The organism is Streptomyces sp. 3N207, assembly GCF_052246355.1.
In the GTDB taxonomy this organism is placed as follows: domain Bacteria; phylum Actinomycetota; class Actinomycetes; order Streptomycetales; family Streptomycetaceae; genus Streptomyces.
This window is the reverse complement of record NZ_JBQQBV010000006.1, coordinates 80,263-102,888: the sequence shown is the minus strand read 5'-3', so window position 1 is coordinate 102,888 and position 22,626 is coordinate 80,263. Positions and strand designations below refer to the sequence as shown.

Here is a 22,626-nt window from a genome sequence, read left to right as displayed (position 1 = left end):
AGTTATGGCCGAAGTAACCGTCGAAACGAAGGGCACGGAGGGCGCCGAGGATCCACGGCGCGTCTTCGCGGAGGAATGCCGTAGCGCTCGCGAGCTGTACCCGCCCGGGCCGCTGTCCCAGACCGAGTTGGCCCGGATGACCCGGACCTCCAAGAGCACCATTTCGCGGGTCGAGACCTGCCACGGCCCCATCCCGGCGGACCTCCCGGCCCTCCTGGATCAGGTCTTCAAGACGGACGGGCTCTTCAAGCGGCTGTATGAGGAGATCACCGCTCAGTCCTTCCCGCAGCGCTACCGGAAACGGATCGAACTGGAAACGCGTGCAATCGCTATCTCCGAGTGGTCGCCCACGGTTGTTCCAGGTCTCCTCCAGACACCGCAATACGCGTGGGAACTGTTCCGCGAGGGCAATCCTCGGGCTGGCCAGGCAGAGCTGACGAGCCTCGTCAACAACCGGATGGCCCGGCAGGAGATCCTGAGAAGCGGATCACCGCCTGATTTCTCAGTCGTCATCTGCGAGTCGGTCGTCCGGCGACGAGTCGGCGCCCCTGCGGCGATGCGAGAGCAACTGGCCGCGCTGCTTGAACACATGAAGCGGCCGACCACACTGCTCCAAGTGCTTTCCCTCGACGCAGGCACGCATGGCTTGATGGACGGACCTATGTCGATCCTGACGACCGCGGAGGGGACCGCGGTCTATACCGAAGGCATCCGTTCGGGCGCGGTCATCGAGGAAGCGGCGGACGTGCGGCGTCTGGCACGGTTCTACGATGTCCTCACGGCTTCCGCTCTCTCGCGCGACGCCTCCGCACAGTTGATCAAAAAGCATCTGGAGGCACTGTGAACCCGCCCACGAACCCCTCCTGGGTCAAGTCCAGCTACAGCAACCAGGACGGCGGCAACTGCCTGGAATGGTCCCCCACCACGGCCGCAAGCACCGGCACGATCCCCGTACGCGACAGCAAGACCCCCAACGGACCCGTCCTGTCCTTCCCCACCGACTCGTTCACCCGATTCGTCGCAGCCGTCAAAGCCGGAGAGCTCTCACGCTGACGGCCCCACGTCGTCCGCTGAGGCATGCCGATGCTCCGCGGCGGCCCGCCGTACGGCGCGGCACCAGGAGCCTCATCGTGACGGGTCGCCCGCCTTTGTCAGGGTGCAGACGCCATCCTCGCAGCTGCGTTGCAGGCGGCCGCGGGAGATGGTCTGTGCCAGGCCGACCACCCAGCAGGTCGGGCAGCCGCGGAAGGCCACCAGTGCCAGGGGGGCGGCCAGCAGTGCGGCGGGGCCGGCGGAGGGCATCAGAGCGATCGCGCCGGTGATCAAGCCGAAGCCGAGAGCGCCGCGCAGTAGATGCCGCGGGACAGAGGTGCTGGCGAAGTCTGCTTCTGGGCGGGCAGGCTGACCAGCTTCAACGGTGTTCATGGTGACGCCTCCCCTCCGGTTGCTTCATCGGTTCCTGCCAGGGCTTGCCGCAAGGCGGTCCGGGCCCGGTGGAGCCTCGACTTCATGGCCGCGTTGCTCAGGCCGAGCGACCGGGCGACGAGAGGGCCCGGGTATCCCTGGAGGTCTCTCATGATCAGCACCTGCCGCTGGTCGCGGGGCAGACCGCTGACCGCGGCGGCGACCCGTTGGGCCTCCAGCCTTCGCAGGACCGACTCCTCTGCGGAGGGTGCAGCTGCCTCATCACCGGCCTGAGCGGTGACGGTGGCGGAGGTCAGCAGCCGTAGGTGCCGCAGGCATTCGTTCCGTACGATGCGGAACATCCAGGAGGCCAGGGCGCCGGTGGCGCGGAGCGTGCCGATCCTCCGGTAGAGGATGATCAGTGCTTCCTGGGCCGCGTCTTCCGCGTCCTGCGGTGTGGCGCACAGCGACAGTGCGAACCTGCGCACGTGGGGCTGCGACTCCAGGACCACGGCGGTCAGCGCGGTGGTATCGCCGTCCTGAGCAGCCTTGACCAGCCGCTTGTCCGGCCAACGGTGGCGTGAGCTCATGGGCGCTGCCCGTCGCCTGTGAGGTGCTGCCGCAGTGACTGGTGCAGGTCAACCACGGCGGCGGTTCCTCCGCTTGAGCAGCGTCATGGTGCAGATGCAGACCAGCACTCCACCAGCCACGGCAGTGATCGCGACCATCATGTGTTGTTCCCTCCCGGCATCCGCCGACCCTTGCGGCCGGTCCAGTGACAGGAGACGGCGGGGGCGGAAAAGGATTCACCTCGCTTCCTGGCCTGGTGATCCAACCTTGCCGGACGGGAACCTGCGGCGACCCGAGATGACTGACCAGATCGTTCCGCCATGGGCCCCGATCGTGTCTGTCGGCGAAGCCTTTCCGCTGGCCAGACTGACGGATATGAACAGAGCGCTGCTTGTCATCGATGTCCAGGAGTCCTTCCGCTCCCGCCCCGACTCCTGGGCCACCATCGCCGACCCGGACATCGCCGAACCGGTCAACAGGCTGGTCCGGCTCGCCCGCGCCGCCGGGGACCGCGTCATCTGGATCCTGCACACCGAGCCCGGCTCGGGCGGCGTATTCGACCCGGAGCAGGGTCATGTACGGCTGCTGCCCGAGCTCGACCAGCCGCTCCCCGGCGAGCCCGTACTGCGCAAGACCTCGCACAATGCGTTCACCACCACCAACCTCCAGCAGCTGCTGACGGAGGCGGGCGTCACCGAGCTCGTCGTCAGCGGCATCCGCACCGAACAGTGCGTCGAGACCACCACCCGGATCGGCAGCGACCTCGGCTATCGCGTCACCTTCCCCGTCGACGCCACCACCACGAACCCCGTCGGCGGCCTGAGCGCCGAAGCCATCGTCGAACGGACGGTCGCAGTGCTCCGCGACCGCTTCGCGCGGATCACCACGGTCGCCGAACTGGAGGCGGAGCGGGAGGGAGAGCTGGAGGGAGAACTGGAGGGGGAGTCGGCGCAGCTGGCACCATCCACGGCGTGACCCACGTCGTCCTCGTCCTCACCCCGGGCGTCCACCTCCTCGACCTCGCCGGCCCCGCCCAGGTCTTCAGCACCGCGGCGGGGCTCGGCCGGCCCTACCGGCTCAGCTACGTCGGCGAACGGGAACGGATCGACAGCGCGCAGGGGCTGCCGGTGCACGCACAGACCGAGTGGCCCCGGGAACTGGACCCGGGCGACCTGCTCGTCGTACCCGGCTGGCGCTCCCCGCGCCCGACGCTGCCTCCCCCCTTCAGCCAGGAAACCCTCGCCCGCATCGCCGCACACCACGCCGCCGGCGGCACGGTCGCCAGCGTCTGCTCGGGGGCGCAGGCGCTCGGCGAGGCGGGGTTGCTGGACGGCCGCCGCTGCACCACACACCACGAGCTGCAGGACGAACTCGCCCACCGCTTCCCGCGGGCGAAGGTCGTCCGCGATGTCCTGTTCACCACCGACGACCGGGTCATCACCTCCGCGGGCATCGCCAGCGGTATCGATCTGTCCCTGCATCTGCTGGCCGTACGCCACGGTCCGGCGCAGGCCGCACAAGTGGCCCGCAACATGGTCGTCTACGTCCGCCGGAACGGGGACGAGCCGCAGGCCAGCGCCGTACTGCGGTACCGCTCGCACCTCGACGACACCGTGCACCGGGTCCAGGACCTCATCGACACCCGCTTCGCCGAACCCCTCACCCTGGACCACCTGGCCGCCACCGCGGGCGTCAGCGCCCGCACCCTGACCCGTCTCTTCACCCGCGCCACCGGCGGTCTGACGCCCCTGCGCTACCAGCAGACCCTCCGCCTCGAACGCGCCGAGCACCTCATCGCCCACGGCGCCACCACCGAAACCGCCGCCCATGAGGTCGGTTTCACCGACCCCCGCATGCTCCGCCGCCTCCGCTCCCGCGCCCTACCCTGACCCGGTGACCATACGGAGCTACCGCTACGTGGGCCCCGCCGACCTCGCAGCCCACGCCGACGCCGCGACAATGGGCCACGCCATCCGCACCGCCCCCGACTTCGCCGCCTGGGCCGCCCGCCGCACAACGGCAGAGCTTGCCGAACCCTTCACCTTCGTCGTCGACTTGACCGGCCTGCTCCGCCTGGCACCCCGCCGCACCGAACACGTCGCCTGCGCGGGCGGCGCGCGTGTCCTTGCCGCCGGGGAGATCGCCTTCGCCCACGACGCCGCCTCCCCGTGCGGCTGGCGGGTCACCGAGGTGACCAACCACTCCACCGGCTACTGCCCCGAACCCACCTGCTGGCCCGCGGTCTCCCGGTCCCTCCACCGCGCAGCCCTCCCCCACCCCGCCTCCTTCACCCACGCCCTCACCTTCCGCCGCTGCGCGCACTGCCACCAGCCCAACATCGTCCGCGAAGACGACTGGTACTGCGCCTTCTGCGACACCGAACTCCCCCGCCACTGGAACGTGGACCCGAGCGCATAGCTGGTCATCAGGGCTCAATACGGCTTGCGTTCGTACGGTCGCGTACAGATACGGTGTTCGACTGGCGTGATCGAATGTCAGGGGGACAGGGGAATGGGTGACCACGGCGGGCCGGTGCTGCCCGGCGAGAAGCTCACGGATGAGCTGGCGTACAAGGGGCAGTTGCAGGTCCCGAAGGAGACCGTCAACCAGCTGACCAAGGGCATCAGGGGCGCGCTGGATGAGCTGCGCGAGGTCGGCACGGACGTGGATGCCGCGCAGGGCAGCGGTTTCGAGGAGATGTCGCTGTCCAAGATGGAGGTCGGTGACGATGCGCTGTCCCAGTCGTTCGAGGGGACCGCCTCGTCGCGGAAACCGACTTCGACGGCCGCACCCAGCACTACGCACTCGACGCCGCAGGTCAGTTGGCCGCCCGCACGACGCCGCTCGGCGACACGATCGCCTACGAACGCGACCTGCTCGGACGGCTGACGGCAAAGGACGCGGCAGGCACGCTGACGACGTACGCATACGACCCGGCAGGCTGCCTGGTCGAAGCCCGCAACCCGGATGCGGAGCTGCTGCGCCAGTACGACCGGGCGGGACGGGTGAAGACGGAGGCCGTCAACGGCCGTGCCCTCACCTTCACGTACGACGCGCTGGGCCGCCCGGTACGCCGCACCACGCCCACCGGCTCCGTGACGCGCTACGCGTACGACGAGGCAGGCAACCGCACCGCGGTCGTCGCCGACGGCCACACACTGACGTCGGCGTACGACGCGGCAGGCCGCGAACGGCAACGGGACATCAACGGGAGGGCGTCCCTCTCCTGGACGTGGGACCCGGCGGGCCGCCTCACCGACCAAGCCCTTACAGGGGCGACGGCAGACTCGACGTGGCACCGCTCCTACACATACCGACCGGACGGTCACCTGATCGCGGTGGACGACTCCCGCGAGGGCACCAGCCGCTTCGCGCTCGACGCGGGCGGCCGGGTATCGCGGGTGAGGGCCCGCGACTGGACGGAGACCTACGCCTACGACGAGGCCGGCAACCAGACGACCGCCGACTGGCCCGCGACCCACGCGAGCCCCGAGGCCCGCGGCCCCCGCACCTACACCGGCACCCGCATCCGCACGGCGGGCCGCCTGCGCTACGAACACGACGCCGCCGGCCGCGTCGTCAGCCGCCAGAAGAAGAACCTCTCCCGGCGGCCGGACACCTGGCACTACGAGTGGGACGCGGAAGACCGCCTGACACGGGTCACCACCCCGGACGGGGCGGAATGGCATTACGCCTACGACCCGTTGGGCCGCCGCGTAAGTAAGAAATCGGTCTCCGAACGGGTGGACTTCACCTGGGACGGCCCCACTCTCATAGAACAAACCACATCAGGGGAAGCCCCCCACCCGGTAACCCTCACCTGGAACCACCAGGGCCTCCACCCGATCTCCCAGACGGAACGCATCACCGACGAAACCACCCAACGGGAAATAGACACCCGCTTCTTCGCCATAGTCACCGACCTCATCGGCACCCCAACCGCCCTCATCACCGACTCCGGCGAAACGGCCTGGCACACCCAACAAACCCTCTGGGGCACCACCACCTGGAACACCGACGCCACCACCTACACCCCCCTCCGCTTCCCCGGCCAATACTTCGGCCCCGAAACCGCCCTACACTACAACCACTTCCGCCACTACGACCCCGAAACCGCCCGCTATCTGTCCCCGGACCCACTGGGGTTGGAGCCGGCACCCAACCCGGTGGCGTATGTGGGGAACCCGCATTCTGCTGTGGATCCACTGGGGCTTGCTCCTGAAGGCTGCCCTCAGAAGGCCGAAGGGAACCGGCAGTTCCACACAGTGCAGGACCGCATCAATGCAGCGCGTTTGCGAGAAGACGGGACCCCCTGGCCGAATGAGAACACCGGGCACACCTAGGCAAGGGGGTCTATTCTTGGGGATCACGAGAGGACGCGGAGCGTTACGCAAAATTGATGCGAGAACGGAGAGGGCTGGAAGTCGAAATAATGACCTTCCGAGTCAAGGAAAAAGATATCGGTGCGATGAAGCAGGCACACGTTAGCTCAATGCCCGAAACGGAGATGGACGCGTTTATTGACAAACACGGTAGGCTCTACGGAAGAGGAGAACCCCACGACTTCGATTACATAACGAGACCGACAAACATGGGGACGGAGCATTTCTTCAGCCATCGAGTATTCGACAAACTAATTTTTGAGTAGTGCTTCACGCGCTCAACTCGCCAACCTAGGACACCGGAAGACCTCATGGGAAACACCTACACGTACAAGAAGCGCATCGGCCCCTGGGGTCTTGTCGCCACCATAAACGCCAATTTCACCGTAAGTGACCAGCTTCCAGCGGACGCAAAGCTTATCGAAGGGTTCAATGTCGCAGTAGTTCTACCGGACGCGACAACGGCGGAAGACAGCGCGTACTTGTCGTTTGGTGTTCGAATGGTCGCCGACCAATTGCACACGCTATCCGAAGGGATATTCTCCGTGGTGCGGGTGCAACAATTCGATGCCCCGGTTCTTACCGACTACCAACCGGAGGCCGCTGCAGCGGCCATGCTGGAGTGGCTGATTCGGAACCTTGGACTCAGACGCCCCGAGTACGAAGTGGAGTTCGATCGGGAAAAAAACAGGTACGTCTTCCATTGGGGAAGTCTTCCCGAGAGGTTGTAACACTCTCGCGTGCCGGTCCCCCTGTATAGCGAACAGGTAGACGGCGGCGGCAAGTTATTCGACTCCGTTCTCGTGGCCGAGTCTGGGTCTTGCCTGGGCTGAGGCCCGCAGTGGCGGGTGCCGTACCGGCTCGGGGATCGTCCAGCCCCGGAGCTATCCTGGCCCCCTGACCATGCGTTCATTTGAACATCACGCAGGGTCAGCCCGCACACGGCAATCCCGCCCCTTCCGCGTCAGCTCACTGGAGGACACCGCCCCATGGCCAAGCGGTCCCCGCATCTGCCGGCTCCGCCGCCCAATCCGTACGGGGCGCATCCGGGGGCGGGTTGGGCGCCGCCGCGGGTGGGGCGGCGGAAGATGAGCAGCGGGCAGATCATTGCGACGTGCGTCGGCAGTGTGTTGGCGTTCTTCTACGTCGTACTGCCGGTCTGTTCCTGGCTCTTCTCCTGACGCCGCACCACGGTAGAGGTCGAGTACGAGATCGAGGTCAAGGTCACATGTGGAAGCGCACGGGGGCGGGGGAGCAGCCGGCAACGGCTGCGGCGGCGCCGGCTTGGGCGGAGGCGCCCAGCCAGGTGGAGCAGCGGCTGTACGAGGCGAAGTGCCGTCATGACTGGGCCGCGTATCTGGACGTACTGGCGGGCCAGTATCTCTATCGGCTGGCTTCCAGGCCGTGGCTGGATGCCAATCCGGGCCGGGTGCCGGCGCGGATGCAGCCCGTATGGCGTCCGGAGGTGCAGGGCTGGTGTGCGGCCGTGTACACGGAGGCGATGTTGCCGGCGCCGATAGAGGATCCGGTCTTCATCTCGGAGAGCCTCGGCGAGTACGCGCGTGGCTGGTCGCAGCAGGACCCGCCGTGGCTGGCGGTGAACCCGGGCTCGCCCTGCGAGGCGTACTTCCCGGCCAGCCAGTCCCTGTGCGCGCTGTGGCAGCAGCACGCGGACCGCGTCTCGGAAGTCTCGCCCAATCTGACGCTCCGCACGCTGTGGATGGGCGGCCCCCGTACCGGCGCCGTCGCGCGGGGGCTGGCCTGCGGGGCGTTGCTGTCGGTGAAGAACGGCCAGTACTGGAACTCCGTGAGCCACGGGCTGGGCTACAACGACGAGCGGCGGCTCCTCGAACGCTGGTGGGGCGTCACGACGCGCCAGAAGTGGCAGCAGTACCAGGAGGAGCTGCTGACCAACGAGATGAGCAGCCCGGTATGGGAGTTCACACTGGGGCTGCGGCACAGTCTGGCCCAGGACTTCGGCGGGCAGGTGGAGCCCGCACACTGGCGACAGGCCGCGGAGCGAGTACTGCGCAAGCGGGTCGCGACGGCCACCATCGAGCTGACGCCGGACGGGGTGACGCGGTCGGAGGGCCCCACCGAGGAAGAGGTGGAGTGGCAGATCGACGGGGTGAAGCGGCTGATCGGCCGCATCACCCGGTACGAGGCCCGGTTCCGCGCCGACGGACTGCTGCCGGAGGGCCGGTTCGTCCGCTCGGTCGCCGCCTGGGACTACGGCCGCGCCTCCAACATGGCCCGCTTCGGACTGGCGGCCCGCTTCTGCACGTTGGAGGAGGCCGAGGGCGCCGTCCTGCGCGCCGGGCGGGTCAGCACGGTCGGCTACCGCTCGTGGGAGGACTTCTCCGCCGCGTATGTGCTGGGCCGCTGTCTGCACTTCGACGAGGAGGAGTTCGGGCCGTGGTACGAGGAGATGCTGACGGCCCACCGGATTCTGACGACGGAGCCGGAGAGCCCCTGGCTCACCATCCCGTTCCGCGCCGGGGGCGGCGAGTAGCCACCGACCCCGGCCGGCAGGGGCCCAAGTGCGGCTAGCAGTACGGGGCCTGCCCCGTGAGCGCGTAGGCGACGCCCATGAAGACACCGAAGAGGCGGAAGAGCGCGGGCAGGTCGCCGCTGACCCGTACCGCACGGTCGTGGGCCGGGTCCGTACCCGTACGGGTGACGCCCGGGATGCCCTCCAACTGCTGGGCGACCGACGCCGACTGCCAGCGCACGGTGAGGGCGTGCTCGGCGGTGTCGGGCGCCGGGCGGGTACGGGACGGGGCCTCGCGCACGCCCTCCCGTACGGCTTCCTCGATCGCGCCGCGTGCCTCCTCGGCGGGACGGAGCCGGGCGGCGAACCGGTCCCGCGCGTACTTGACCGGCGCCGTACGGACTTCCGCGTCCCAGTCGGCCACCTCCGCACACGCCACATCGCAGCCTGAGAGCGCCACGACGGGCACGCCGAGCGCCGTGGCCGTCGCGTACGCGAATCCGATCTCACCCATCGGGCGGTCGTCGTCCAGCCACATGTCCTCGATCTCGTGGCCCATAAAGCTGTGGCTGAGCACCCCGAGCGCACCGGCCCGCGCGTGGTAGCCGACGAACACGGCAGCGTCGAAGGTGGAGTCGAGGTCCTGGAGCATGCCCATCGGCTTGGGCTTCCCGCGGACCAGGGAAGCGGCCGGGTGCAGGTCTTCGACCAGCAGATTCCGCATGGTGCTGTGCGTGTCGTTGACGACGACCTCGCGGGCGCCGGCCGCCACGGCGCCCCGCACCGCCGCGTTGACGTCCTCCGTCATCATCACGCGCCCGCGCTCGTAGTCCCGGCCGCCCATCTGTACGTCGTCGGCCCCGACGAGCCCGGTGACGCCCTCCATGTCCGCGCTGATGTACACCTTCATCCGCTGCCCCGTTCCGTAGGCTCACTTCCCACTGGTCACATCAGCGTCGAGTCTCCCAGTCAGACGCGAGTGCCGGATGCCGTACAGGAAGTAGCAGGCGAGGCCCGCGGCCATCCAGCCGCCGAAGACGGCCCAGGTGACGGCGGGCAGGCTGAACATCATCCAGACGCAGAAGCCGAAGCCGAGCAGCGGCGTGAGCGGGAACAGCGCCACCCGGAAGGTCCGGTTCATGGTGGGCCGGGTGTAGCGCAGGATGATGACGGCGACGTTGACCAGGGCGAACGCGAAGAGGGTGCCGATGCTGGTGGCGTTGGCGAGTTCGCCGAGCGGAACGGTGGCGGCCAGGGCTCCGCAGAAGGCAGCGACGAGGACGGTGTTGGCGCGCGGCGTACCCGTCCGCTGGTTCACCTTGGCGAACACCTGCGGTACGAGGCCGTCCCGGGCCATGGCGAAGAGGATGCGGGTCTGGCCGTAGAGCACGGCGAAGACGACGCTCGCGATGGCGACGACGGCACCGGCGGCCAGTACGACGCTCCACAGGCCCATGCCGGTGACGTTCTCCATGATTCGCGCGAGTGCGGCGTCGGTGCCCTCGAAGTCCTGCCAGGGCATGGCGCCCACGGCGACCAGCGCGACGACGCAGTAGAGGACAGTGACGATCAGCAGCGACAGCATGATCGCCCGGGGCAGGTCCCGCTTGGCGTTCTTGGCCTCCTCGCCCGCGGTGGAGGCGGCGTCGAAGCCGATGTAGGAGAAGAAGAGCGTCGCGGCGGCGGCGCTGACGCCGGTGGCCCCGAGCGGGGCGAGCGGCGCGTAGTTGCCGGCCTTGATGCCGAAGAAGCCGATACCGCAGAAGAGCAGCAGCGTCACGATCTTGATGACGACCATGATGGTGTTGATCCGGGCGCTCTCCTTCGCACCGCCCATCAGAAAGACCATCGCGAGCAGAATCACCGCGAGCGCGGGCAGGTTGATGAGGCCGCCCTCGCCGAGCGGTGCGGAGACCGCATCGGGGATCGTCACGCCGAGGGTGCCGCCGAGGAGCTCGTCGAGGTACTGCCCCCAGCCGACGGCCACGGCCGCCACCGAGATGCCGTACTCCAGCACCAGACACCAGCCGCAGATCCAGGCGACGAATTCGCCCATGGTCGCGTAGGCGTACGAGTACGAGGAGCCGGAGACCGGGATGGAGCCGGCCAGCTCCGCGTAGGACAGTGCGGAGAACAGGGCGGTCAGGCCCGCGAGGACGAACGAGATCGCGACGGCGGGCCCGGCGAGCGGGGTGGCCTCGCCGAGTACGACGAAGATTCCGGTGCCCAGCGTGGCGCCGATGCTGATCATCGTCAGCTGCCACATCGAGAGGGACCGGCGGAGCGCTCCCCCCTCTCCCTGCCCGCCCTCGGCAATCAGCTGTTCGACGGGCTTGCGCCGCAGCAGTCGGCCACCGCCGCGTACGGGGATCGCCGCAGAGCCCACCCCGGAGCCCGGCGGGGAACTCGGCGGAGGACTCGGCTGGGAATTCGGCTGGGAACTCGGCTGGGAAGCTGCCTCGGCCGAGGGTGGCGCGGTGCTGTGTTCCGGCGGCATCGGCGGCATGTCGGACTCCTTGTCGCTGCGGGTCGGCGGGGACCAGTGGCAGGCGACGGCCCGCGAGCATGACACATCACGCCGGCAGGGAGCTCCCGTGCACCGGTGAGGGGGCCGCCGAGCTGGCGGTCACCGCCACGCCTGGCACGGGGCATGAGCCTACGAGCCCGCAGCTCACGGCAGGAATGCACGGCTGTTGCGCATCCGCGGATGATCGTTGCGTACTTCGGGCGGCGAACGGGGAATCGTTGCGCGAACCGCCGCGGGCGCTACCGGCGCGCCGACCGGCCCCGCCCGCGCCGGCTGAAGCGCCGCGCTAGTTGATGGACTGGATCTCCTGAACGGTGACGTTCTGCTGGCTGCCGAACTCGCCGGTGGGCAGATCGTTGGCGCCCGCGCCGCCGCTGCCTTCCCACGACGCGTTCCACTTCAGCGTCGACCGCAAGGTGTAGGTACCGTCGCCCTGCGTCGCCCGCAGATACGTCACCCCGCACGGCGGCGCCTTCTTCCCGCTGCCCTTCTTGTACGGGGTGCCGATGCTGCCGTCGTCCTTGATCGCGCACTCACCGGACGCCGGGTGCACCGTCGCGCTCTCCGTGCCCGGACTCAGCGTGAGGGAGTCGGGCTCCACCGTCGTCCTCGCCCAGATCTCCTGACCCCCGCCGAGGTCGACGGACGCCTTCACCGACAGCGACTTGTACGTGCCCTTGTCCAACCAGACCCACGTCGGCAGATTGACCGTCTGCTTGTCCTTCGGGTTCAGCTCGACCTTTGTCTCCGGCACCGTGATCTGCGCATACGCCAGCTTGGACAGAATCTCCGGGCTGATCGCATTCTCAACCTTCGGCTGCTCACCGTTCTTCACCCAGAACGGCAACCTCGTACACGACTCGCGCTTCGCCGCGTCCTTTTCGTTCGGATTCGGCACCGCCGCCCAGAACTTACCCTCGCTCTGCTTCTTGAGGTTGAAGTTCTTGTACTCCCCCTCCGAGTACATCTTCCGAATGTCGCGGTCCGTCTCCTCCTTCACGTACTTGTTGTTGGGATCCCGCCCGGTGAGCGAGTACGGCGACGCGTCCACTTTCCCTTTCAGCTGCTTCGGCGTATACGCGGGCGCGTACCAACAAGGAGGCGGCGCCCAATCCCCCGCAGGCACAGCTAAATTCCCGCCGCCACCTTTGTTTCCGCCGGAACCGTTGCCGGAGTAGTTGATCTCCTTGCTACCTCCGGCCCTGGCTGTGGCCTTGTTGTCTTTGAAGCCGCCGAGAGTAGATCCCCTGCTCTTCTCATCCGCGCTGACGGCAGCAGCAGGAGCGATGACAACTGTCAGGCAGAAGCTTGCTACGAGTACTCGCCTCGGGGTCAGCCCATGCATGTCTTCTTACCCTCCCCCTTGAATACGAAGGTCCGCGCCTTCCACATCTGCCCAGCCTTGTCAGGCTTCTGCATCACCAATGAAAGACGCAGGTAACTCTCTTCGCTCTCCTCGGTGCGCAGGACTTTCCCAGTCTTGATCTCCTTGCTGAAGGTATCCTTCTGATTCATACAGAAGGAGACTTCAACAAGTCGCCCGTCCACGACGTCGCCGACCCGTTCATGAGAGAAGCGCTCCGTCCCAGTAACTGTGTAGCCATCCTTGACGTCAGCCTTGACCTTCTTGGTCGCGGCCTCTTCTGCTGTCTGCAACGGCACCACATGCTTCGCCAGCACGGGATCCTTCGGGTCTTGCTTCACGGTTCCGTGGTCCATAGCCCGCATGTAGTCCGCCGCCCCATCCAACGCTGCGGCCTTGTCCGGATCGGACGGCTGCTCCCAGTCGAAGACGAGCTTCACATCGTCGGGCAGCTTGATATCGGAGGTGCGGAAGTCGCCGGGCTTCTCCTTGGCACCGCCCTCACCCTTGCTCGGAGCCGTCGACTTGCCCTTCGAACTGTCCGCGCCCTCGATCTTGTCGCTCTTGGAGTCGGCGTCGTCGCTTCCGCCGCACCCGGCGAGGAGCAGCGCGGCGGCGGCTGTGGCGGCGGCCAGCGAGGCGGCGGGGCGGGTGAGGTGCACGGCGGGCTCCCTGTTGCGTCAGGTGACTGTCGTGCACCTGACGGTAGCAGCGTGGCCAACTCCGCACCCGGTGACTTCAGGAGCGGCACGAACGGAACAACGCAGTCCAGCAGGCTGGCTCGCCTTCTTCTACTTCAGCGACGAGGAAGAAGTGGTCGAGGCGAGTGACCCCGAATCCTGGGCCGGTGCCCGGGTGCTCCATCTGCCGCCGCATTACGGGGAGTTGCCGGAGCGCTCCGCTCCGGGGGACCTGGAGCCGTACGACACGGTGCCGTTGACGGTCGAGGTGGCGCCGACCGTGCCCGGCGGCGACACCCCGGCACTGTCACGTACGTTCGGGTTCTCGGACTGGTCCGAGTACTCCAAGCACCCGGTCGGCAGCGGGCCCTTCAACGCCGAGCTGGACAAGGTGCGGAGGTTCTACAGCCATCAGGTCCTCGGTAATCCGCACAGTATCCAGGGCCCTGTCGAGTTGGAGGTGGCCCATGGCGCGTTGGGCGCCCGCGAAGTGGGCTGGAACGATCCGCGGGTCTTCGAGGAGGCGCAGCGGTGGGTGCTGCTCGCACAGTTCGACCGCGACGGGGATGCGGGCATGGCCTGGGGCGACTGCGGCGTCCTCTACTGGCTGATCCGCCCCGAGGACCTGGCCGAGAACCGCTTCGAGAAGGCGATGTTCACCTGGCAGTGCTGCTGAGCCCTGCTGCTGCGAACAGCAGGCCGCGGACAGCACACAACACCGCCTCGCCCGTACGGGGTACGGGCGAGGCGGCGGTATGCAGTACGCGTGCGCGGGGGCGCTGAGCTCGAACGCGTGGGGGGGCTACTTCTTGTCGCCGCCCTTGCCGTCCTTGCCGTTCTTGTCCCCGCCGGGACCCATCGTCTCGTAGATCTCCTTGCACATCGGGCAGACGGGGTACTTCTTCGGGTCGCGACCCGGGACCCAGACCTTCCCGCAGAGTGCGACGACGGGCGTCCCGTCCATCGCGCTCGCCATGATCTTGTCCTTCTGGACATAGTGGGCGAACCGCTCGTGGTCGCCGTCACCGTGCGATGTCTGCGGGGTCGGTTCGACGAGTGTGCCGGTGCCCGCCCCGCGCTCGGGCTCAAGAGTGCTCATGCAGTCCAAGGGTACTCATGCGACCGGAACACGTCAGGCATGGGCAGTGGCCCGCGTCACCCGTCGGGAGTGCCGCACATAACCCCGTTCGTCCACCTCGGGGCTCCGGCCGGGCCGGCGCGGCCCTCAGTTCAGCGACGGGTCGTCCGGATACGTCGCCACCAGCGCCAACTCGCTCCGCTGTCTGCGCAGTACGGACCGCCACAACCGCTCGGGGGCGGGGGAGGAGACATCGCCGGGCTCGGACTCGACGACGTACCACGCACCCTCCGACAGCTCCTTCTCCAGCTGGCCCGGCCCCCAGCCCGCGTACCCGGCGAAGATCCGTAGCGAGCCCAGCTCGGCAGCGAGCAGCTCGGGCGGCGCCTCCAGATCGACGAGGCCGATGGCACCGTGCACCCGGCGCCAGCCGAGCGGCCCGTCGGTGTCGAGGACGGTGTCCGTGCCCATGTCCGTGCCGGTGCCGGTGCCGGTGTCGGCATCGGTGCCCGTGCCCGTACCCGTGCCGGTGCCGGTGCCGGTGCCCGCTTCCGGGTCGACTGCGTCGGCGGCATCCGCGTCGGCTGGTGCAGCACCCTCACCTGCCGCGTCGGCCCCACCGGCGGCGCTCCCACGCTCCGCGCCGGCCCTCTCACGATCGGCGGCGCTCCCGCGACCCGTCGGGCCCCCGCGAGCGGCGGCGCTCCCGATCTCCGCGGCGCCCGAGCCGTCCGGCTCCGCGGACCGGGTTCCGGGCCCGGTGCCGGACCCGGTGCCGGTGCCGGTGCCGGTGCCGGTGCCGGTGCCGGTGCCGGTCCCGTCGGTCGCGCGGTCCAGGGCCCCATCGGTCTCCCGGGCGGGGCCCCCATCGGTCTTCCGGGCGGGGCCCCCGTCGGTCGCGCGGGCGGGGCCGCCGTCCGTGCGGTCGCCTCTGCCGGAGGGGACCACGGCAACGCCCAGCGCGGCGTCCAGCGAGACAGGTCCGCCCTGGAAGACGACGCCGGGCTCGCCGGTGAGCGCGGCCCACGGCTCCAGGATGTCGCTGACGTCCACCGGGGTGGGACGGTTGAGGACCACGCCCAGTGAGCCCTCCTCGTCATGGTCGAGGAGGAGCACCACAGCGCGGTCGAAGTTCGGATCGGCCAGCACCGGTGTGGCGACGAGCAGTCGTCCGGTGAGCGAGGACACCTCGGTCATACAGCAATGATCCCGCACCTGCGCCGTTCGCGGGACCCAATGGCCGGAACGGAGACCGCGCAGACCGGGTTCCCGTGCGGCGCGGGGCGTGCGCGGGCTGGTCCGGACGGGCGGGCCGGGCCTTCACCCGCAGCACGGCAGGTAACGGGCAAAGCACCCTCCGTGTTATTGCCGAGCTGTGACAGTCGCCCACCCCCCTCGGGCCTGGGTCCGCACCGGACGGGGCCATTACGCTTGCCTGTTGTCCCATCCCGTCTCGCGGAATCGCGGAGATCCATGACCGACAGCCCAGCCGACGTACTCCTCGTCCACGGTGGTGCCCCGCTCGAGGGCGAGATCCGGGTGCGGGGTGCGAAGAACCTCGTCCCCAAGGCCATGGTCGCCGCGCTGCTGGGCAGTGAACCGAGCCGACTGCGCAACGTGCCGGACATCCGGGATGTCCGGGTCGTCCGCGGTCTGCTCCAGTTGCACGGCGTCACCGTTCGAACCGGTGACGAGTCCGGCGAGCTGGTGCTCGACCCCTCCCATGTGGAGAGCGCCAACGTCGCGGACATCGACGCGCACGCGGGCTCCTCGCGTATCCCGATCCTCTTCTGCGGGCCGCTGCTGCACCGGCTGGGGCACGCTTTCATCCCGGGTCTGGGCGGCTGTGACATCGGCGGGCGTCCGGTGGACTTCCACTTCGACGTGCTGCGGAAGTTCGGCGCGACGATCGAGAAGCGCGCCGACGGGCAGTATCTGGAGGCCCCGCAGCGGCTGCGCGGCACCAAGATCCGGCTGCCGTACCCGTCGGTCGGTTCCACGGAGCAGGTGCTGCTGACGGCGGTGCTGGCGGACGGCGTCACCGAGCTGTCGAACGCGGCGGTCGAGCCGGAGATCGAGGACCTGATCTGCGTACTGCAGAAAATGGGCGCGATCATCTCGATGGACACCGACCGCACGATCCGGATCACGGGCGTCGACAAGCTGGGCGGCTACACCCATCGCGCCCTGCCCGACCGGCTGGAGGCGGCCTCCTGGGCGAGCGCGGCGCTGGCGACCGAGGGCAGCGTTCTCGTACGCGGCGCCGAGCAGAAGTCGATGATCGCGTTCCTCAACACCTTCCGGAGGGTGGGCGGCGCGTTCGAGATCGATGACGAGGGCATCCGCTTCTGGCACCCGGGCGGCCCGTTGAACGCCATCGCGCTGGAGACGGACGTACACCCCGGCTTCCAGACGGACTGGCAGCAGCCGCTGGTGGTGGCGCTGACGCAGGCATCGGGGCTGTCGATCGTGCACGAGACGGTGTACGAGTCGCGGCTCGGCTTCACCTCGGCGCTCAACCAGATGGGGGCGCACATCCAGCTCTACCGCGAGTGCCTGGGCGGGATGCCCTGCCGCTTCGGGCAGCGCAACTTCCTGCACTCGGCCGTCGTTTCCGGGCCGACCCGGCTCCAGGGCAGCGACCTGATCATCCCCGACCTGCGCGGCGGCTTCTCCTATCTGATCGCCGCGCTCGCCGCGCAGGGCACCTCCCGGGTGCACGGCATCGACCTGATCAACCGCGGCTACGAGAACTTCCAGGAGAAGCTGATGGAGCTCGGCGCCAAGGTGGACCGCCCCTAGGGCGAGTCCGGCGGACCTTGCGTACCCGGCATCGAGGGCTGCGCCCCGTAAGGGGCACCCTTCTTACCGGACCTCCGTGGTGGTCGCCCCCGTGGCGGTCTCCTCCACCAGTACGGGGTTCTCGTGCGGGGTGAGCGTGCAGCGTGCGCCGGGGGTCAGTGCGCCGGCCTCCCAGCTGGGCAGGTCGGCCTTGGCCTCGGCGCCGGAGTCGGTGGTCAGCAACAGGCGGGTGAGGCCGCCGAGGAAGGTGGCGACGCGGACGGTCGCCCCCTCGCCGGGGCCCTCCTCGCCCACCGCCACCTTCAGCCCCTCCGGGCGCAGCAGTACGTCCACCTCGCGCCCCGCCGCGGGGCAGTCCCCGTGCACCGGCAGCCGGCGCCCGAGCACCTCGACGGTGCCGCTCTCGCGTACGACGCCGGGAAGCCGGTTCATCGTGCCGACGAACTCCGCGACGAACGGCGTCGCAGGCCGCTCGTACAGCTCGTTCGGCGGGGCGCACTGCTCCAGGCGGCCGTCCTTCATCACGGCGACGCGGTCGGCCATCGACAGCGCCTCCTCCTGGTCGTGGGTGACGAAGACGGTGGTGATGCCCAACTCCAACTGGAGGCGGCGGATCTCCTCGCGCAGCTGGAGCCGCACCTTGGCGTCGAGCGCGGACAGCGGCTCGTCCAGCAGCAGTATCCGGGGGCGGACGGCCAGCGCGCGGGCGAGCGCCACACGCTGCTGCTGGCCGCCGGAGAGCTGGTGCGGGTAGTGCTTCTCACGCCCCGGCAGCCCCACCAGCTCCAGCAGTTCACCGGCCCGCGCTGCCCGTTCCGCCTTGGGCACTTTGCGAACGCGCAGCCCGTAGGCGACGTTCTCGGCGGCGGTCATGGTGGGGAAGAGGCTGTAGGACTGGAAGACCATGCCGATGTCCCGCCGGTTGGCGGGTACGGCGGTCATCTCCTCGCCGCCGATCAGCAGTTCGCCGGTGTCGGCGGTCTCGAACCCGGCGATGATGCGCAGCGCGGTGGTCTTGCCGCAGCCTGAGGGGCCGAGCAGGGCGAGGAGTTCGCCGGGCGCGACGTCCAGGTCGAGCCCGTCGAGCGCGGTGCCGGCACCGAAAGAGCGCCGCAGGTCGCGCAGGACCAGCCCGACGCCGCCTTCGCCACGCGGTGCTGCCGTCGGCTGCTTCACGGTCGTAGCGGTGGTGGTCATACGGTCGTCTTCCTCCGGTCGCGGACCCGCCGGCCGCGGGTACGCCCGCCGGCGAGGTTGGTGAGCAGGAGCAGCAGCCCCCAGGTGATGAGCAGGCTGAGCATGGCGGCGGCGACGGAGAGCTGAGCCTCGTACTCGCCGACGTGCACCATCCATACGGAGAACGGCTCGAATCCGAGCACGTTCGCGACGGTGAACTCCCCCAGCACCATGGCCAGGCTCAGCACGGCGCCGCTGACGATGGCGGGCCGCAGATTGGGCACGACGACCCGGCACAGCGTGCCCAGCCGCGAGGCGCCCAGGCTGCGGGAGGCTTCCACCAGGGTCTTCAGGTCGACGGCGCGCAGTCCCCCGTCCAGCGAGCGGTAGAGGAACGGCAGCGACATGACCGTGTAGACGAGGACGAGGACCAGCGGGAAGCTCTGGTTGTGCAGCGCCTGGAAGGTGCCCCACAGCGGGGTGTCCGCCAGGTCCTGCTCCCAGGAGAGCACCGTGCTGACCCCGGCCACGAGCGCAACCGGCGGCACGATGAGCGGCACCATGCACAGCACCTCGACCACGCGCCGCAGCCGGGGCAGCCGCAGCGCGACCACCACCATGGTCGGCACCATCAGCGCCAGGCCGAGCGCCACGGTCGCCAGGCCGAGCCGTATCGACAGGGCGAGGCTGGTGGCCATGGAGTCGTCGCGCAGGCCCTTGGCGTACGCGCCGAAGGTGAGGCCCTCGGCGGGGTCGTCGACGGTGAACCAGAGCGAGGCGGCGACGGGCGCGAGGAAGTAGAGCGCGGCCAGCAGCAGCACCAGGGCACTGCCCCACGGGCGCCTGCGCGCTGGCGGCGTTGCGGTCATCCCAGCCATCGGTTGCTCCGTCGTTGCAGCGGGATCTGTACGGCCATCACGAGCAGGGCGATCACCACCATGTTGAGGCTCATGGCGAGGGCGAGGTTCTCCTGGCCGACGAGCACGTTGCCGGAGAGTGCGTTGGCGATCTGGATGGTGATCAGCGGCACCGAACTGCCCGTCATCACGGCAGCGGTGGCGTGCGAGGCGAACGCGGTGCCGAACATCAGCACGGCGCCGCCCAGCAGCGAGGGCATCAGCAGCGGCAGGCCCACGTGCCGCCAGAACTGCGACTTGGTCGCCCCGCAGGAGGCGGCGGCCTCCCGCCACTGGGCGCGGACGCCGTCCAGTGCGGGCAGGATGGTGACGACCATCAGCGGCACCATGAAGTACAGATAGGCCAGCACCAGTCCGGTGAAGGTGTAGAGACTGAACCCGGTGCTCTTCAGCTGCAGCAGCCGCGTCACGGTGCCGGTGGTGCCGAGGGTGGCGATGAAGGCGAAGGCCAGCGGTGCGCCGCTGAAGTTGGCGAAGACGCCGGACGCCGAGACGACCGCCTTGCGCAGCGCGCTGCTGCGCGAGCCCAGCAGCGCCTGGGCGATGACGGTGCCGAGGACGGTGGCCAGTACCGCGCTGAGCAGCGAGAGTTTCACGCTGCCTGCCAGCCCGGTGGCGTACGCGCCGGACAGCGAGTGCCGCACGTTGTCCAGGCTGTAGTGGCTCGCGCCGGTGCCCGGGTCGACGACGGTGAACGCGTTGTAGGCCAGGGTGCAGGCGGGCAGGCCGAAGCAGAGGGCCATGAAGGTGAAGAACGGTACGACGGCGGGCCAGCGCCACCGGCGCGCGCCGCCGCCGGACCGGCGTTTCGCCGCGGTCCGGGCGGCGCCGTCGGCGGCCGGGGAGTCGGCCCGGGAGGGCGTCTGCACAGCCATCAGCTGACCGCCGCCCCCCAGCCCTCGCTGACGGCTTTCTGCGCCCACTTCTCCTGCGCGGGCGTGGGGAACTTCGGCACCCCGTCCACCTCGGGAAGCTTGGCGGCGGCCTTCTTGTCGGCGGTGCCGTCCTTCTTCATCTTCTCCAGCAGCGCGGGCCGCGAGTAGCCCTTGAGCCAGATGTTCTGGCCCTCGGGGCTGTAGAGGAACTCCAGCCACAGCCGCGCTGCGGCCGGGTGCGGGGCGTACTTGTTGACGCCCTGGTTGTAGTACTGCGAGTACTGGCCGTCCTTGGGGACGTCGACCTTCCAGTCGACGCCCTTGGACTTCAGCTCCTGGCCGTAGCCGAGGTTGAGGTAGTCCCAGTCGATCGAGATGGGCGTCTCGCCCTTCTGGATCGTGGCCTTGGTGGACTCGACGGGCACGTAGTTGCCGCTCTTCTTGAGCTTCTTGAAGAAGTCGAGACCGGGCCCCACGTCGTCGAAGCTGCCGCCGTTGGCGAGCGAGGCGGCGATGACGGAGGAGAAGGCCGAGGAGGACTCGTTGGGGTTGCCGTTGAGGGCGACCTTGTTCTTGTACTGCGGCTTGAGCAGGTCCTTGAAGGTCTTCGGGCACTCCTTGACGGCCTTGGCGTCGCAGCCGATCGAGATGTAGCCGCCGTAGTTGTTCATGAAGGAGCCGTCGGGCTGCTTCTGCGACGCGGGGATCGCTTCCCAGCCCTTGACCTTGTAGGGGGCGAGCAGCTTCTTGGCCTTGGCCTGCTGCATGAAGGCGGTGCCCAGGTCGAGGGCGTCGACGGCGCGGTCCTGGCCCTTGCGCTTGGCCGCGGCGTTCAGCGCGCCCTGGCTGCTGCCGCCGGGGTCCTCGTTGTGGACCTCGATGCCGTACTTCTTCTCGAAGGTTTTGATCATCTGGCCGTAGTTGGCCCAGGTCGGCGCGAGGGCGTAGACGTTCAGCTCGCCTTCCTTCTTCGCCGCCTTCACCAGTTCGTCCATGCCGCCCAGGTCCGCGGCCGAATCTGCCTTGCCCGCCTTGCTGTCCGAGCCCTGTGCCGGTGCGGAGCCGCACCCGGTGGCCACGGCGGAGAGGGTGACGGCCGCGGCTGCGGCGGCCAACAGACGGCTCCTACGGCTGTGATGGTGTGCCTTCACGTCTGAAACTCCTGGGGGTCGCGCCCGTCACCTGTATGGACAAGCTCGATTCACTGAGCCAGGGCAAGCTAACAGCCCCCAGCCCGTGCCGCCAAGCCTGGAACTCCCCCAAATCCCCAGCTCAAAGCGTTATTTGCGAACAGGTTTAGCGACGTTCACCGTGGATACAAGTAACCGACCAGGCTGGCGAGTGTGCGCACGACTGCGCACAGATGGCATGATCGGGCGCACCCCCGCGCAGCCGGAGAAGCCCCGCGCTGCCGGAGAAGCGCAGCACTTCGAGGAGCCGCCCCATGCCCGAGCCCGCCCCCGACGACCGCCACCGGGCCGCCGGTCGCACGCCGTCGCGCCCTGCGGATGCACAGCGCGGCCGCACGGGTGCGCACAATCGCCGCACGGATGCGCGTGGCGGCCGTACGGATGCGCCCGACGGCCGTACGGAGCCGCGGCACGAGGTGATCGCCCACGAGCTCCGCCGCGCCATCGCGGACGGGCGCTACCCGGTCGGGGCGACCCTCCCCTCCGAGGCCGAGCTCGCCACCGCGCACGGCGCCTCCCGGGGCACCGTGCGGCAGGCCGTCTCCGCACTGCTCGCCGAGGGCCTCATCGGATCCCGGCAGGGCGCACGCCGCGTCGTCCTGTCGACCACGCCCAGCCAGAGCTTCACCGAGCTGCGCAGCTTCGCCCAGTGGGCGCGCGCGGGCGGCCGTACGGCGGGCGGACTGGTGCTGGCCTCCTCCTGGGACACCGCCCGCGCCGAGGAGGCCGGGCTGCTGCAGGTACGGCACGGGGCGCCGGTGCTGCGGGTGTTGCGGGTGCGCACGCTGGACGAGGAGCCCGTGCTGCTGGAGCGCACCGTCTACGCGGAGTGGATCGGCACCGCCGTCGAGGCACTGCCGGCCGACTGCGAGTCGGTCACCCAGCGGCTCTACGACGACACCGGGCTCGTCTTCGCGCACGGCGAGCACCACATCGACGCGGTGGCCGCCGGCACGGCGGACGCCGAGCACCTGAGCGTGCGCCGGGGCAGCCCGCTGCTGCGGGTCCGCCGTACGACCACGACCGCCGACGGCCGCCCCGTGGAGACCTCGGACGACCGCTACCGCCCCGGCTCCGTCGTCTTCACCGTCCGCAACTCCACCCAGACCAACCCGCTGGCGCGCACCCGCGCGTGAGCAGCAGCCCTCCATCGATGAAAGTGCGAGCCCGC

General features: G+C 69.1%; 24 protein-coding genes and 2 pseudogenes. 13 read left to right on the top strand and 13 right to left on the bottom strand.

From position 1 onward, the window contains the following. Positions 1–4 precede the first annotated feature (4 nt). Positions 5–844 (top strand): DUF5753 domain-containing protein, encoded by an 840-nt coding sequence (locus ACTWP9_RS11895; protein ID WP_443246036.1) that lies wholly within the window; start codon positions 5–7, stop codon positions 842–844. After that, entirely contained in the window at positions 841–1,053 is a 213-nt protein-coding gene (locus ACTWP9_RS11890; protein WP_443246035.1) for a DUF397 domain-containing protein, read from the top strand. Before ACTWP9_RS11895 ends, ACTWP9_RS11890 begins: the two co-directional genes overlap by 4 nt. Before the next feature lie 72 nt (positions 1,054–1,125). On the opposite strand, the gene ACTWP9_RS11885 is transcribed toward ACTWP9_RS11890, so the two are convergent. Both ACTWP9_RS11885 and ACTWP9_RS11880 read right to left on the bottom strand, forming a co-directional pair. Then, positions 1,126–1,425, bottom strand: a complete 300-nt coding sequence (locus tag ACTWP9_RS11885; protein ID WP_443246034.1) for a hypothetical protein — start codon at positions 1,423–1,425, stop codon at positions 1,126–1,128. Further along, positions 1,422–1,994: an RNA polymerase sigma factor gene (locus ACTWP9_RS11880; RefSeq protein ID WP_443246033.1), complete on the bottom strand. Its 573-nt coding sequence runs from the start codon at positions 1,992–1,994 to the stop codon at positions 1,422–1,424. The genes ACTWP9_RS11885 and ACTWP9_RS11880 overlap by 4 nt, the downstream gene beginning before the upstream one ends. A 355-nt stretch (positions 1,995–2,349) precedes the next feature. Between ACTWP9_RS11880 and ACTWP9_RS11875 the strand changes: the two genes are divergently transcribed. From ACTWP9_RS11875 to ACTWP9_RS11840, 8 genes are all read left to right on the top strand, one after another. Continuing rightward, the gene (locus ACTWP9_RS11875; protein ID WP_443246032.1) at positions 2,350–2,949 is read left to right on the top strand and encodes a cysteine hydrolase family protein; all 600 of its coding nucleotides are present in this window, start codon (positions 2,350–2,352) and stop codon (positions 2,947–2,949) included. Next, positions 2,946–3,863 carry a GlxA family transcriptional regulator gene (locus ACTWP9_RS11870; RefSeq protein WP_443246031.1) on the top strand — a complete coding sequence of 306 codons (918 nt, stop codon included), beginning with the start codon at positions 2,946–2,948 and terminating at the stop codon, positions 3,861–3,863. Before ACTWP9_RS11875 ends, ACTWP9_RS11870 begins: the two co-directional genes overlap by 4 nt. Positions 3,864–3,867: 4 nt before the next feature. Then, the gene (locus tag ACTWP9_RS11865; RefSeq protein ID WP_443246030.1) at positions 3,868–4,392 is read left to right on the top strand and encodes a hypothetical protein; all 525 of its coding nucleotides are present in this window, start codon (positions 3,868–3,870) and stop codon (positions 4,390–4,392) included. Positions 4,393–4,485: 93 nt separating this feature from the next. After that, positions 4,486–4,863 (top strand): hypothetical protein, encoded by a 378-nt coding sequence (locus ACTWP9_RS11860; RefSeq protein WP_443246029.1) that lies wholly within the window; start codon positions 4,486–4,488, stop codon positions 4,861–4,863. Continuing rightward, positions 4,797–6,317, top strand: coding sequence for an RHS repeat-associated core domain-containing protein (locus ACTWP9_RS11855; protein WP_443246028.1), 1,521 nt, complete (start codon positions 4,797–4,799; stop codon positions 6,315–6,317). The genes ACTWP9_RS11860 and ACTWP9_RS11855 overlap by 67 nt, the downstream gene beginning before the upstream one ends. Before the next feature lie 350 nt (positions 6,318–6,667). Next, positions 6,668–7,087, top strand: a complete 420-nt coding sequence (locus ACTWP9_RS11850; RefSeq protein WP_443246027.1) for a hypothetical protein — start codon at positions 6,668–6,670, stop codon at positions 7,085–7,087. A gap of 258 nt (positions 7,088–7,345) precedes the next feature. Then, positions 7,346–7,537 carry a hypothetical protein gene (locus ACTWP9_RS11845; RefSeq protein WP_443246026.1) on the top strand — a complete coding sequence of 64 codons (192 nt, stop codon included), beginning with the start codon at positions 7,346–7,348 and terminating at the stop codon, positions 7,535–7,537. 47 nt (positions 7,538–7,584) lie between these two features. Next, positions 7,585–8,868, top strand: coding sequence for a DUF1266 domain-containing protein (locus ACTWP9_RS11840; protein ID WP_443246025.1), 1,284 nt, complete (start codon positions 7,585–7,587; stop codon positions 8,866–8,868). 34 nt (positions 8,869–8,902) lie between these two features. Here ACTWP9_RS11840 and ACTWP9_RS11835 read toward each other — a convergent pair whose 3' ends face one another. The 4 genes from ACTWP9_RS11835 to ACTWP9_RS11820 all read right to left on the bottom strand — a co-directional run bounded on the left by ACTWP9_RS11835 (position 8,903) and on the right by ACTWP9_RS11820 (position 13,399). Beyond that, positions 8,903–9,757 carry a M55 family metallopeptidase gene (locus tag ACTWP9_RS11835; protein WP_443246024.1) on the bottom strand — a complete coding sequence of 285 codons (855 nt, stop codon included), beginning with the start codon at positions 9,755–9,757 and terminating at the stop codon, positions 8,903–8,905. A gap of 21 nt (positions 9,758–9,778) precedes the next feature. Further along, positions 9,779–11,344, bottom strand: a complete 1,566-nt coding sequence (locus ACTWP9_RS11830; RefSeq protein ID WP_443246234.1) for an amino acid permease — start codon at positions 11,342–11,344, stop codon at positions 9,779–9,781. 316 nt (positions 11,345–11,660) lie between these two features. Further along, positions 11,661–12,719 (bottom strand): hypothetical protein, encoded by a 1,059-nt coding sequence (locus ACTWP9_RS11825; RefSeq protein ID WP_443246023.1) that lies wholly within the window; start codon positions 12,717–12,719, stop codon positions 11,661–11,663. After that, positions 12,707–13,399 carry a hypothetical protein gene (locus ACTWP9_RS11820; protein ID WP_443246022.1) on the bottom strand — a complete coding sequence of 231 codons (693 nt, stop codon included), beginning with the start codon at positions 13,397–13,399 and terminating at the stop codon, positions 12,707–12,709. Before ACTWP9_RS11820 ends, ACTWP9_RS11825 begins: the two co-directional genes overlap by 13 nt. 70 nt (positions 13,400–13,469) lie before the next feature. On the opposite strand from ACTWP9_RS11820, the gene ACTWP9_RS11815 reads away from it, so the two are divergent. Further along, positions 13,470–14,093, top strand: coding sequence for a DUF1963 domain-containing protein (locus ACTWP9_RS11815; protein WP_443246021.1), 624 nt, complete (start codon positions 13,470–13,472; stop codon positions 14,091–14,093). A gap of 126 nt (positions 14,094–14,219) precedes the next feature. On the opposite strand, the gene ACTWP9_RS11810 is transcribed toward ACTWP9_RS11815, so the two are convergent. From ACTWP9_RS11810 to ACTWP9_RS11800, 3 genes and pseudogenes are all read right to left on the bottom strand, one after another. Next, positions 14,220–14,516 (bottom strand): DUF3039 domain-containing protein, encoded by a 297-nt coding sequence (locus ACTWP9_RS11810; protein ID WP_099881383.1) that lies wholly within the window; start codon positions 14,514–14,516, stop codon positions 14,220–14,222. A gap of 126 nt (positions 14,517–14,642) precedes the next feature. Beyond that, positions 14,643–14,933 (bottom strand): annotated as a pseudogene (locus ACTWP9_RS11805) (YqgE/AlgH family protein); the annotation flags it as partial. A 471-nt stretch (positions 14,934–15,404) separates the two neighbouring features. Beyond that, positions 15,405–15,692, bottom strand: a pseudogene (locus tag ACTWP9_RS11800) (YqgE/AlgH family protein); the annotation flags it as partial. Between the two features lie 276 nt (positions 15,693–15,968). Here ACTWP9_RS11800 and murA point away from each other — a divergent pair. Then, positions 15,969–17,297 carry a UDP-N-acetylglucosamine 1-carboxyvinyltransferase gene (gene murA / locus ACTWP9_RS11795; RefSeq protein WP_443246020.1) on the top strand — a complete coding sequence of 443 codons (1,329 nt, stop codon included), beginning with the start codon at positions 15,969–15,971 and terminating at the stop codon, positions 17,295–17,297. 63 nt (positions 17,298–17,360) lie between these two features. On the opposite strand, the gene ACTWP9_RS11790 is transcribed toward murA, so the two are convergent. Genes ACTWP9_RS11790 through ACTWP9_RS11775 form a run of 4 tightly spaced genes read right to left on the bottom strand, consistent with a single transcriptional unit; the run spans position 17,361 to position 21,416 of the window. Next, on the bottom strand, positions 17,361–18,494 hold the full coding sequence (locus ACTWP9_RS11790) for an ABC transporter ATP-binding protein (RefSeq protein ID WP_443246019.1): 1,134 nt from the start codon (positions 18,492–18,494) through the stop codon (positions 17,361–17,363). Next, positions 18,491–19,351, bottom strand: a complete 861-nt coding sequence (locus ACTWP9_RS11785) for an ABC transporter permease (RefSeq protein WP_443246018.1) — start codon at positions 19,349–19,351, stop codon at positions 18,491–18,493. The genes ACTWP9_RS11790 and ACTWP9_RS11785 overlap by 4 nt, the downstream gene beginning before the upstream one ends. Continuing rightward, positions 19,339–20,265, bottom strand: coding sequence for an ABC transporter permease (locus ACTWP9_RS11780; RefSeq protein WP_443246017.1), 927 nt, complete (start codon positions 20,263–20,265; stop codon positions 19,339–19,341). Before ACTWP9_RS11780 ends, ACTWP9_RS11785 begins: the two co-directional genes overlap by 13 nt. Then, positions 20,265–21,416, bottom strand: a complete 1,152-nt coding sequence (locus ACTWP9_RS11775) for an extracellular solute-binding protein (protein ID WP_443246016.1) — start codon at positions 21,414–21,416, stop codon at positions 20,265–20,267. Before ACTWP9_RS11775 ends, ACTWP9_RS11780 begins: the two co-directional genes overlap by 1 nt. Before the next feature lie 293 nt (positions 21,417–21,709). Between ACTWP9_RS11775 and ACTWP9_RS11770 the strand changes: the two genes are divergently transcribed. Then, complete coding sequence (locus ACTWP9_RS11770; RefSeq protein ID WP_443246015.1) at positions 21,710–22,591, top strand: GntR family transcriptional regulator; 882 nt, start codon at positions 21,710–21,712, stop codon at positions 22,589–22,591. Positions 22,592–22,626: the final 35 nt, after the last annotated feature.